This window comes from Enterococcus florum, from assembly GCF_004309355.1.
Lineage (GTDB): Bacteria > Bacillota > Bacilli > Lactobacillales > Enterococcaceae > Enterococcus_A > Enterococcus_A florum.
The window spans coordinates 1-11,040 of sequence record NZ_BJCC01000020.1; the positions used below are offsets into that span (position 1 = coordinate 1).

Sequence of the window (11,040 nt, forward strand, 5' to 3'; positions counted from 1 at the left end):
ACATTGCAGAAGTCATTCGAACGATTCATGACCAGCATCCAGATATGGGTTATCGTCGCATCAAAGATGAATTGAAGCGGACCTGCCAGCTAAATGTTAACGATAAACGAGTCTTACGTATTTGTCGTCACGAACAAATTCAGTCTACCATCAAGCACCCGGCGAATTGTATCACAAGACGAGCTGCCACTCCTTACCACAAAGCGAAGAATGTCTTGCATGGCCAATTTGATGCGGAAGCACCAAATCAAAAATGGGTGACCGATGTTTCAGAATTCAAGTATTTTATCGGACAGAATATGCATAAACTTTATTTGAGTGCGATTCTTGATCTCTACGATCGGCGCATTGTCACGTATGTACTGAATGATACCAATGATTTGAACTTAGTCTTTGATACATTTGATCAAGCAGTCGCATTAGAACCGGAGGCACATCCGATTTTTCACAGCGACCAAGGTTTCCAATATACGCATGTCAATTTCTTCCACCGCATCGTAAAGGCCGAAATGATTCAGAGCATGTCTCGTGCAGGCAAATGTATCGATAACGGACCGATGGAAGGTTTTTGGGGAATGCTTAAACGGGAAAAGTATTACGGACGAAAGTTTAGCAGTCGTGAGGAGCTTGTCACGATGATTCGTGACTACATGACATACTATAATACAGGTCGTTACCAACGAAATTTGCAGGTAATGACGCCAATGGAATTTCACAATCACTACTACAAAGCTGCGTAGATCACCAGACACATCAAAAAAACTACCCATCTAATCGGATGAGTAGTCCACAAAATTTTTATATTATTTCATTGTCCTATTGACGGGGTGCGCACCACATTGGTGTCACAGCCTCTTTAGAACAAGCAGGATTTGTTCAATGGCGTTTTCGGAAATCATCGCAGGTATAATCAATTATTTATTTGGACGATGTGCGTGTTCGTTTAATGAAAATAAACGCGACGAGAACGATCAGGACAACCCCTAACACAGTCAGATACATCATCTTTTGTTCACCTGTTTTAGGAAGAATGCTTTGGACGATCGACTTTTCTTCAGATGAAGCGGGTGTTGAATTAGCGGGTGTTTGATTGGCAGTCTCGTTGCCAGCATTCATGTTTTGCTGATCGTCTTTGCTGTCATCCGTCGTCTTTGCAGAATCGGATGCGTAATTTGAGATCAACAAGGCGATCCCTGGAAAGAGATGGCCGTTTTCAGTAACCATTTTATCTTCAAACGGAGCGATTTTTTTCAAGATAGCAATCAATTCATCATTGGTTAAGTTCCGAATCGGCATAAAACTGCTGTTGCTTGGATACATTGCTCGTAAATAGGCTTGCAATTGATCAATGTCGTTGATCATATCTAAACAGCTAGTGTAATTTCTTGGATTGAAAGACAGTGCTTTTTCAGCTTCTGCGTAGGAAATGGTTTTGTCTTTGTATAAAGCCTCCAGCAATCTTGCAAACCCGCCGGCATCCATCCCCACAGTATCAAGGTTATAACGCAGGAACAAAGTTTGGGTATTTAGCAATTCTTCGTCTGAGTAGCGATCAAAGTCGGCTTTACTATATTTATTGCCTGTTATCGCGTAGAGATTTTGTCTAATCTCATCTGCGGTGTAATCCATCGATGGTTCTGGTTTGGTTGCTTTCGTGTCTAAATCCTTCTCAACTTTTTCTACAATCTCTTTTTGCAGCTGTTCGGTCTCTTTTTTAGTGAGCTCATTTGTAGACTCTTTTTCCGCCACTTGACTCGAACTGGCAGCAGTACTGTTTTCTGTCTGGCTTGAGTCCGTCGTAGATTCTGTACGTGCGGCAGTTTCCGCTGTTTCAGAAGAAATTGTTTCCTCTGCTGCCATTTGGATCGCACTCTGAGGGGTGGTACTTGTTTCGGCGTGAGCGGCATAGGGGAAAGTGAGAGCCAACAAGCCTACTAAAATCATTTTTTTCAAAGAAATCACTCCTTAATCTTTTCGTAATGTAATTGTAACATTTAAAATATTATTGTAAAGGTATTTTTGTGAAAAAATTCTTTTTTTATTGCGCCAACGATCTTTCTCAAGTTTTTCTTACTATCGCGACTTCTGATTTAAAAATCCTACAAAAACCAGTATAATAAAACGTGATGCAAATCTTTTAAAAAGGAATGTGGCTCATGGATAACCAAATGCTCAACGAATTAAAAGAACGTTATAACATCGTTTTTCAAGATGTTACTTTATTAGAACAGGCACTGACCCATTCTTCTTATGTGAATGAACATCGAAACATGCAGCTCTCGGACAATGAACGCTTGGAGTTTCTGGGGGATGCCATTTTGGAGCTGCAGGTGTCGGATTATTTGTACCGGCAGTATCCGGAGCTTCCAGAAGGGAAACTGACCCGGCTGCGTTCGGCGATCGTACGAGAGGATAGTTTGTCAAAATTTGCCAAAGAATGTCATTTTGATCGGTATGTCATGCTGGGAAAAGGCGAAGAGAATTCTGGCGGACGCAATCGTGCGGCATTGTTGTGCGATTTATTTGAATCTTTTTTAGGTGCGCTGTATCTGGATCAAGGGTATGAAGCAGCCTTGAGATTTGTTCAACAGGTTATCTTTCCAAGAGTTGCTGCAGGCGATTTCTTGCGGGAAATGGATCATAAAACCCGGCTGCAGGAGGTTTTGCAGCGGAGCGGTGATGTGACGATCGAATATCGATTGACCAACGAAGAAGGCCCGGCGCATGAACGTATATTTACGACCGAAGTCTATGTGGATGGACGTTTGATTGGATCTGGTCAAGGAAAATCCAAAAAACTCGCGGAACAAGATGCGGCAGCGAATGCGCTAGCATCTCTTGAATCATAATTGGAGGTACCCCTTTGTATTTGAAACGAATTGAAATAGCAGGCTTCAAGTCCTTTGCCGAGCGCACGAAAATCGAATTTGAAAAAGGTGTGACGGCAGTCATTGGACCAAATGGCAGCGGAAAGAGCAACATTACGGAGGCAATCCGCTGGGTTTTAGGAGAACAGTCTGCCAAGAGTCTGCGCGGCGGGAAGATGCCAGACATTATTTTTGCAGGTTCAGAGTCGCGAAAACAATTGAATATTGCCGAAGTGACGGTCGTTTTAGACAATACGGATCACTATTTGCCTTTGGATTTTAGCGAAGTCAGCGTGACGCGCCGCTATCGTCGAACGGGAGAAAGTGATTTTTTTATTAACAAAAAAGCCTGTCGGTTACGAGATATTCAGGAATTATTCATGGATTCAGGATTGGGCAAAGAATCATTTTCGATCATTTCTCAAGGGAAGGTCGAAGCGATTTTCAGCAGCAAGCCTGAGGATCGACGTGGTATTTTTGAAGAAGCAGCGGGGGTGTTGAAGTACAAACAACGCAAACGCAAGGCTGAGCAAAAATTGTTTGAGACAGAAGACAATTTAAACCGTGTTCAAGACATTATTTATGAACTGGAAGATCAGCTGACTCCTTTAGCTGCTCAAAGTGAAGCTGCCAAAGAATATCTTTCGCTAAAAGAAGAACTGACAGAAACAGATGTCAGTTTGATGGTGGCTAAGATCAGAGAGAGCAAGATCGTTTGGGAAGCGTCTTGTCAAGAATATCAATCACTGAGTACGGTAGTTGAGGGAAAGTCGGATTTCATCCGCAAGACCGAGGAACAGCTGGCTGAGCTGCGGGAAGCACGCGGCAAACTGGACGAACAGTTGGAGAATGGCCAAAATCAGCTGCTGCATTTGTCTGAAGCACTGAAGCAGACGGAAGGCCAAAAGGAACTGCTGAGTGAACGGTCGAAGAATACTCAAAAGACCAGCGAAGAATATCAACATACCTTTATCCAAAATCAGGAAAAACAAACGGCTTTGGAAAAAGAGCTGCAGGAGTTGCGCAGACAGCAGGAGAAGAAGCAGTCTGAGAAGCAACAACTTGATGAAAACATCGATCAGCTGACACGTGAATCAGCCAAATACCAAAAATCCACCAAAGAATTGCTGGAGGAGCTGCGCGGCAATTACGTGGAGCTGATGCAGGAACAGGCAAACGTCAGCAACGAATTGAAATATTTGGAACGTCAATACACACAAGAGACCGCTAAAAATCAGCAAAGTGTTTCTCGTTTTGAAGAACTGCAAAGTCAGCTTCAGGCTGTACAAACACAGCTTTCGAATGCCAGCGAGAAAAAACAGACCATGGAAACCAAGCTGACCAGTGAGCAAGAGCAATACCGACGATTAGTGGAAGAAAAAAACCAGCAGCAGCAATTGATGCAAAAAGAACAGCAAGCGATGTATGATCTGATGAATCAGGTTCAGCAGATTCGAGCGAAGCAAAAGAGTTTGCAGGAGATCCAAGAAAACTATAGCGGATTTTATCAAGGGGTTCGCAGCGTGCTGCAGCACAAAGATCGGCTAAATGGGATCGTTGGTGCAGTCGCAGAGCTATTAGAAGTTCCAGCTGACTATACACTCGCGATTGAAACTGCGTTAGGGGCATCTGCACAGCACGTTGTAGTAGAGAACGAATTGGATGCTCGAAACGGGATCACCTTCTTGAAACAACAGCGCAGTGGTCGTGCCACCTTTTTACCGCTGACTACAATCAAACCACGTAGGTTAAGTCCGCAGCAATATCAATCGATCAAAGACAGCGAGGGCTTCGTTGGCATCGCTAGTCAGTTGGTTCAGTTTTCAAAGCGAGTGACACCAATTATCGAGAATTTACTGGGTAGTATCGTGATCGCTAAGGATCTATCATCTGCCAATCAGCTAGCAAAACAGCTGCATTACCAAGTACGGGTCGTTTCTTTGGAAGGCGATGTGATGAATGCCGGTGGTTCTATGACGGGCGGGGCTACGAAGCAAGGCAATCGCGGCAATCTTTTCAATCAAGGCCACGAATTGGAAAGTTTGAGTCACCGCTATCAAAAGACCAATCAGGCATTGCAAGCCAAGGAGCAAGCGGTGAAGCAGCTGCAGCAAGAAGCCGCCCAGCATACGGAAATGATCGAAGCGTTGCGTACGCAAGGGGAGCAGACCCGACTGAACTTTCAAGAAATTCAAAATGAGGCGGATCGCTTAGAAGCGGATGCTGCCCGTTTGGAAAAGGAACAGCTGCTCTTTTCTTATGAAGCAAAGGAGTTAGAACGCTTTTTAACGGATTATCAAACACAAAAAGCTGCTTTGGAAGCAAAGCAAGTTCAGCTGCAGCAGGAGCAGGAAACGATCAATCAAGAGATCCAACAGCTCAATCAGGAAAGCGACCTGTTGGAAGAGCGGCGGCAGCGGCTGTCAGAGGAATTAAGCAATGCACAAGCAGCTCGAGCTGTTTTAGTCGAACAAAGCAATCATCTGGAGCACCAAACAGTGACGCTTCAAAGACAAGCAGTGGAATTAGCAGAAGAAAATCAGCGGCTGGAAAATCAAATCTTGGCGCTGACCAGCGATTTTTCTTCGCATGAGGAGACAGAAGAAAGTCTTAGTCAGCGATTGGTCGAGCTGCGGACAAGCCGAGAACAGCTGCAGGAGCAATTAGTCAACTGGAAGGAAACGAGAGTCCAGCTGCAAAATCAAGTCGATGAGGCTGATGAGGCATTAACAGAGGCCAATCGGGAGCAAAAGCAATTATTGGCGAAACAGGCACAAGCGGATGTTCAAAAAAATCGTTTGGAGCTTCAATTGGACAATGATTTAGCTTACCTGCAGGAAGAATACAATTTGACCTTTGAAGGAGCGGCGCAAACAGCGGACCGAACGATTGACATCGGTTTGGCTCAAAAAGAGGTTCAGCGGTTGAAGCAGCAGATTGAAAAATTGGGACCGGTCAATCTCAACGCGATTGAACAATACCAGCAGGTGGAGGAGCGCTATGATTTCTTGACCACCCAACGCGATGATCTATTGTCGGCTAAGGAACAGCTCTTTGAAACGATGGATGAGATGGATGACGAGGTCAAAACGCGTTTTTATACCACCTTCCAAGCGATTCGCGAGCAATTTAAACACGTCTTTCCCAACATGTTCGGTGGTGGTCGGGCAGAATTAGTCTTGACCGATCCGGAAGATTTACTGAATACAGGGATCGAGATTGAAGCCCAGCCGCCAGGCAAAAAGCTGCAAAGCTTATCTCTGCTCTCCGGCGGGGAACGGGCCCTGACGGCCATCGCCCTCTTGTTCTCGATCATTCAAGTGCGTCCGGTGCCTTTTTGTGTACTGGATGAAGTGGAGGCTGCATTGGACGAAGCCAACGTCGCTCGTTTTGGCCGCTATTTAAGCTCTTTCCAAAACGATACCCAGTTTATCGTCGTAACCCACCGCAAAGGGACGATGGAAGCTGCTGATGTGTTGTATGGGGTAACGATGCAGGAATCTGGCGTCTCGAAGATCATTTCGGTTCGTTTAGAAGAGGTCAAAGAAGGCGGAAAATTTAAAACGGGAGAGGAAGCGCATGATAAAATTAGTAGCAATCGATCTTGATGGAACTTTGCTGACCGATGCAAAGACCATTTCGGAGGGTAATAAAGCTGCCCTTGCCGCAGCAAAAGCACAGGGTGTGAAGATCGTCATTTGTACCGGACGGCCATTGATCGCGATCGAGCAGTATTTAGAGGAGCTGAATCTGCTGGATGCCGGGGACTATTCTATTACCTTTAATGGCGGACTGGTTCAAAAAAACGAATCTGCTGAAGTTCTAGGCAAAACGGCGTTGACATTGACACAAGTTAAAGATATCTATGCGTTGCTGAGTGCCCTGCCTCTGCCGATGGATATTCTGTCTGACAGCAAATGCTTGCAATTGGTGACGGATCCTGAACATATTTCGATCTATCCGACCATGAACAAGCATCTGACTTATTTTGATGCGACGATCGACCAGCTGGAAGAAGAAATGTTGTACAACAAGGTCGTGTCTGCTATTGACGTGGAGTATTTGGATCAGCAAATGGCAAAAATTTCAGAAGAATACAAGCAGCGCTATGAAGTCTTCAAGACGCGGGCAAATCTGTTGGAATTCATGCCCAAAGGGGTAACGAAAGCCTTTGGTCTAGAGATATTAGGCAAAGAACTAGGCATCGCTGCAAGCGAGATGTTGACCTTAGGGGATGAAGCCAACGACTTGCCGATGATCAAATACGCGGGTGTCGGTGTGGCAATGGCCAATGCAACAGACGAAGTTAAGGCAGCAGCCGATTATGTAACGACGACGAATCAAGAAGATGGTGTCGCTAAGGCAATCGAGAAATTTGTCCTAGTGTAACACCAGTGGAACAGGAGGGCAATGATGGGATTATTTGATCGAATCAAAAAGGCGTTCGTCAGTGAAAAGCAGGAAGAGCAAGCAGAGATCCAGGCACCTGATGAAGCCAAAGAACAAACAGAGGAAACAACTGAACAGCCTGAATCAGATTCAGCGGAGACCACAAGCACTTCTTCTGAGGAACAGGAGCCCCAACAGCCAATCGAGGAATCTAGTGCGCAAACACCTGAATCTTTACCAGAAGAAGACACACAGGAAGAACTTCCAGGAGAAGCATCGGCAGAAGAGGAATTGTCTGAACCTGTTGAGGAAGCTCCACTAGAAGAGGCTTCGAAGGATGCAGAAGAAGGCATCGAAGCATCAACTGTTTCTGAAGAAATTTCTACGCAGGAAAAATACGACAAGGGCTTGGAAAAAACCCGTAAATCCTTTGGGGAGCGAATGAATGAATTGTTTGCTCGTTTCCGCCGAGTGGATGAAGCTTTTTTTGAAGAACTTGAAGAAACCTTGATCGGGGCAGATGTGGGGTTTGATACAGCGCTGAAATTAACAGATGCCCTGCGCCAAGAGGTCAAGTTGAAAAATGCGAAGAAGACGTCGCAGATTCAAAATGTGATCATTGAAAAGCTGGTTGAAATCTATGAGGCAGAGGGAATCAATGAAAACAACCAAATTAATCTGCAGCCAGAAGGCTTATCGGTGATTCTTTTTGTAGGGGTCAACGGGACAGGAAAAACCACCAGTATCGGCAAATTGGCCAACCAGTACAAGAATGAAGGCAAACGGGTCCTGCTGGCAGCAGCGGATACCTTCCGTGCAGGCGCGATCGATCAATTGGTCGTTTGGGGCCAGCGTTCTGGTGTTGAAGTCGTTCGCGGCAACGCAGGCGGAGATCCCGCAGCAGTGGTTTTTGATGCCGTGGCGAAAGCCAAAAGGGAAGATTACGATGTTCTGCTGATCGATACTGCAGGACGTTTGCAAAACAAAGTGAATTTGATGAACGAGCTGGAAAAAATCAAACGAGTAATTCAGCGAGAATTTCCAACGGCTCCGCATGAAGTTTTGCTGGTCGTTGATGCAACGACCGGACAAAATGCCTTAGTGCAGGCACGGCAATTCAAGGAAACAACAGACGTAACTGGTCTGGTGTTGACTAAATTAGATGGAACAGCCAAAGGCGGGATCGTCTTAGCGATCCGCAATGAATTGCATCTGCCAGTCAAGCTGGTTGGTTTGGGCGAAGGATTGAATGATTTAGAAGCTTTTGATCCAAATGATTTTGCATTAGGCTTATTCAAAGGACTGTTAAAAGAAGAATAGGAACGAATCTGGGGCTTACGGCTCCAGATTTTTTTATATTGGGGAAAAAAACAGTTACTTTTAAAGCATTTTCCAACTGTTTTCTATATAATAGGGCATGATAAGGAGGATTTTCGCATATGAATATCAAAGAAATGATGGGCCGGGAAACGATCCGACCATTGTTGATGCAAGCCCGTTACGGAATCGAGAAAGAAAGCCAACGTGTTGACTTAGCTGGCGATCTTGCACGAACTGATCACCCTGCAGCGTTGGGGAACCGTTCGTTTCATCCATATATCCAAACCGACTTTGCTGAAACCCAGCTGGAGTTGATTACTCCAGTGACAGATTCTGTTGAAGAGGTATTAGCCTATTTACTGGCGATACATGATGTGGCTCAGCGCAGTATGCCGGAAAATGAAATGATGTGGCCGTTGTCGATGCCGCCTGCTTTGCCTGAAAAGGAAGAGGACATTGAGATCGCTAAGCTGGAAAGACATGAAGATGTCCTGTATCGACGATTTTTAGCTAGAGAATACGGCAAAAGAAAACAGATGGTCAGCGGGATCCATTTCAATTTTGAGTTCGGCTTAGAGTTGATCGAGGCCTTATTCCAGCAGCAAGCTGAGCTGCCATCACTCGAATCGTTCAAAACAGAACTGTATATGAAGGTAGCACGTAATTTTCTGCGTTACCGTTGGCTGCTGACGTATTTATTTGGTGCTACCCCACTTAGCGAAGAGGGATACTTCGATGAAGAAGACCGTCCGCAGGAACCGGTGCGCAGTATTCGAACCAGCCGCTTTGGCTATGTCAATCGACCGGACGTGAAGGTTTCCTATGCTTCTTTAGATCGTTACAGTGAGGATTTGGCTGAAAACGTGGCTCAAGGCCGACTATCGGAGGAAAAAGAATTTTATGCACCGATCCGGATGCGCGGCGGTAAAAAGGTTGCTGATCTGTTCCATACAGGTATTCGATACGTCGAACTGCGAAATATTGATTTAAACCCGTTTGATCGGGTTGGAATCAATGCTGGTGAAATCCAGTTTATCCATTTGTTCATGCTTTATCTGATGTGGACAGAGGAGAAGAAGCCTGCTGATGAATGGGTGGAAGAAGGCAATCGGATCAGCGATGCAGTAGCTTTGGAGCATCCAATGCACCAAACGGCCTATCTAGAAGAAGGTCGGCAGCTATTTGCTGAGATGCAGCAGATGGCAGAAGAGTTGGAGCTGGATGTTCAAGAGGTGCTGGACCACTATCGGTCTTGGCTGGAGAAGCCCGAACAAACCTTGGCGGCACATTTATTCTTAGCGGAAGAGGGACAGGCTGTCTTAGGCCAAAAACTAGCTAAGAAATACTACGATGAAGCCTATGCTAAGCCCTACCAGTTGGCTGGATTTTCAGAAATGGAGCTGTCTACTCAAAGTTTATTATTTGATGCTCTGCAAGAAGGACTGGAGATCGATGTGCTGGATCGCAGCGATCAATTCGTCTCCTTGAAGCATCAAGATCACTTGGAATACGTAAAAAATGGCAATATGACTAGTAAAGACACCTATATTGCACCGCTTCTGATGGCCAACAAAACGGTGACCAAAGATGTATTGGCCCGTGCTGGCTTCAGGGTGCCGAATGGTGAGACATTTACGTCTCTCGAGGCAGCTAGAAAGGCCTACCCAAGATTCGTGCAGCATTCCTTCGTTATTAAGCCCAAGTCTACCAATTACGGGATTGGGATCACTATTTTTAAGGATGGTCCTTCGCTGGAGGATTTTGTTTCTGGTCTGAAGATCGCCTTTAAGGAAGATGAGTCGATCATTATCGAGGAATTCATGGAAGGAACGGAATACCGTTTCTTTGTCATCGATCATCAAGTCAAGGCAGTGTTGTTGAGGATTCCGGCAAATGTAGTCGGAGACGGCGAAAAAACCATCAAACAATTGGTGGAAGAAAAGAATCAAGATCCTTTGCGAGGCAGCAATCATCGCTCTCCGCTGGAACTGATTCAATTAGGCGACCTAGAAAAACTGATGCTAAAGGAGCAAGGCTTTACGATCGACAGCGTACCTGAATCAGGTCAACAGGTCTTTTTGCGGGAAAATTCCAATATTTCAACAGGTGGAGATTCGATCGACATTACGGATGAAGTAGATGAAAGCTACAAAAAAATTGCGATCGAGGCCGTCGCCGCTCTTGGTGCAAACATCAGCGGGATCGATCTGATCATTCCCGATAAAGACAAACCGTTCTCTGAAGAGGGGGATTACGGGATCATCGAGGCCAATTTCAACCCTGCTATGCACATGCATATCTATCCATACGCTGGGAAAAGCCGCCGCTTAACGTTGGAGGTCCTGCGTTTGCTGTTCCCTGAGCTTCTAAACTAAAAGACTTATCGAAGAAGACAAGAGGATTCTCTTGTCTCAGACTGTAGACAAAAGACGTTCAAAACTCGTAATTTGAGTATTGAACGTCT

7 protein-coding genes are annotated in these 11,040 nt (G+C 45.3%); 6 read left to right on the plus strand and 1 reads right to left on the minus strand.

The window, feature by feature from the left end:
• Positions 1-740: IS3 family transposase (locus tag NRIC_RS12280; protein WP_175580076.1), on the plus strand; the 740-nt coding region annotated here is incomplete at its 5' end.
• A 178-nt stretch (positions 741-918) separates the two neighbouring features.
• Here the strand turns inward: NRIC_RS12280 and NRIC_RS12285 are convergent.
• Positions 919-1,944, minus strand: a complete 1,026-nt coding sequence (locus tag NRIC_RS12285; RefSeq protein ID WP_227873793.1) for an LPXTG cell wall anchor domain-containing protein — start codon at positions 1,942-1,944, stop codon at positions 919-921.
• Between the two features lie 212 nt (positions 1,945-2,156).
• Here NRIC_RS12285 and rnc point away from each other — a divergent pair, with 212 nt between their 5' ends.
• The 5 genes from rnc (at position 2,157) to gshAB (ending at position 10,951) form a co-directional block, all read left to right on the plus strand.
• Positions 2,157-2,849 carry a ribonuclease III gene (gene rnc, locus NRIC_RS12290; protein WP_146623002.1) on the plus strand — a complete coding sequence of 231 codons (693 nt, stop codon included), beginning with the start codon at positions 2,157-2,159 and terminating at the stop codon, positions 2,847-2,849.
• 14 nt (positions 2,850-2,863) lie between these two features.
• Entirely contained in the window at positions 2,864-6,475 is a 3,612-nt protein-coding gene (gene smc, locus NRIC_RS12295) for a chromosome segregation protein SMC (RefSeq protein ID WP_146623003.1), read from the plus strand.
• Positions 6,447-7,256 (plus strand): Cof-type HAD-IIB family hydrolase, encoded by an 810-nt coding sequence (locus NRIC_RS12300; RefSeq protein ID WP_146623004.1) that lies wholly within the window; start codon positions 6,447-6,449, stop codon positions 7,254-7,256. Before smc ends, NRIC_RS12300 begins: the two co-directional genes overlap by 29 nt.
• Before the next feature lie 24 nt (positions 7,257-7,280).
• Positions 7,281-8,576 carry a signal recognition particle-docking protein FtsY gene (gene ftsY, locus NRIC_RS12305; protein WP_146623005.1) on the plus strand — a complete coding sequence of 432 codons (1,296 nt, stop codon included), beginning with the start codon at positions 7,281-7,283 and terminating at the stop codon, positions 8,574-8,576.
• Positions 8,577-8,695: 119 nt separating this feature from the next.
• Positions 8,696-10,951, plus strand: coding sequence for a bifunctional glutamate--cysteine ligase GshA/glutathione synthetase GshB (gene gshAB, locus NRIC_RS12310; RefSeq protein WP_146623006.1), 2,256 nt, complete (start codon positions 8,696-8,698; stop codon positions 10,949-10,951).
• The last annotated feature ends 89 nt before the right edge of the window (positions 10,952-11,040 follow it).

What these genes read in the sequence shown, in the direction of transcription:
- NRIC_RS12285 (WP_227873793.1), bottom strand. Translation starts at nt 1,944, where the DNA reads ATGATTTTAGTAGGCTTGTTGGCTCTCACTTTCCCCTATGCCGCTCAC.
- rnc (WP_146623002.1), top strand. Translation starts at nt 2,157, where the DNA reads ATGGATAACCAAATGCTCAACGAATTAAAAGAACGTTATAACATCGTT.
- NRIC_RS12300 (WP_146623004.1), top strand. Translation starts at nt 6,447, where the DNA reads ATGATAAAATTAGTAGCAATCGATCTTGATGGAACTTTGCTGACCGAT.
- ftsY (WP_146623005.1), top strand. Translation starts at nt 7,281, where the DNA reads ATGGGATTATTTGATCGAATCAAAAAGGCGTTCGTCAGTGAAAAGCAG.
- gshAB (WP_146623006.1), top strand. Translation starts at nt 8,696, where the DNA reads ATGAATATCAAAGAAATGATGGGCCGGGAAACGATCCGACCATTGTTG.